Genomic DNA, 798 nt, shown 5'->3' with positions numbered 1-798 from the left:
TTTAAGGGCACATTGCCTTGATACTGACCATTGATGGAGAAGCGGTCTGACGTTGGTGCACTAACAATCGCCACGCTGTAATCCGTAAAAGCTGGTTTGCCATCAGACGTGTTAATCTTGTCCAGTTCATCCACAATGGTGGCACCATTAGTGGTACTTTCACCTACGTTGGTGACTGAGACTTGATACTGGATCTGGCCATTCGGATTGTAGTGACAATCAGTGCCCGTCGAAGATGGGAACGTACACGTACTGCTGTCGGCGGTCGTGTTCAGTACCAGTTTTTGGAAATCTAAAACAGGTGCGACAGGAGGAATGGTTTCCGTTGTGTCACTCTGGTTGCCGGCTTTTGCGGTGTTTCCATCGATATCACCGACAGCATCAGCGCGAACTTTCCCCTTTACGGTAAATTCGATGACTTCTTCAGGTGCAATATCGACCACCAAATCCAGATCATCGGTGGCATCGTATGGTTCGATGTAGGTGTCTTGCGTGCCACTGGTACCAACAGAGGTAAAGACGTGGCTGATTTCAGATTCTGAAAATGCCGATTTCGTTGTGTCACCAATAACTTCAACACGAACATTAGAGATGATGTCTTGAATCGCGGCCTCATCACGCCATACAGGTTCGGTGTTGGTCACCGTAAACTTATACACCACCTCATCTTCTGGTTTATAAGTATCTCCCGCTGCGTAAGGTTTACCAGCAATCGAAACGATCTCTTTGTTAACGGCTAGATTGCTGCCTTCCGGTGTCACGCGAGCTGTCGCGAAGTTCGTGCCGTCGTATTTCGGC

General features: G+C 48.4%; 1 protein-coding gene. It reads right to left on the bottom strand.

Annotated elements, in window-relative coordinates; genetic code table 11:
* Positions 1–798, bottom strand: a 798-nt coding sequence (locus R7O13_RS26030; RefSeq protein ID WP_318305093.1) for a hypothetical protein, incomplete at both ends; no start/stop codon positions are given.

The organism is Vibrio sp. Y176, assembly GCF_033438945.1.
Note: the sequence above shows the minus strand (reverse complement) of the source record. Positions and strands in the feature narration are given on the sequence as shown.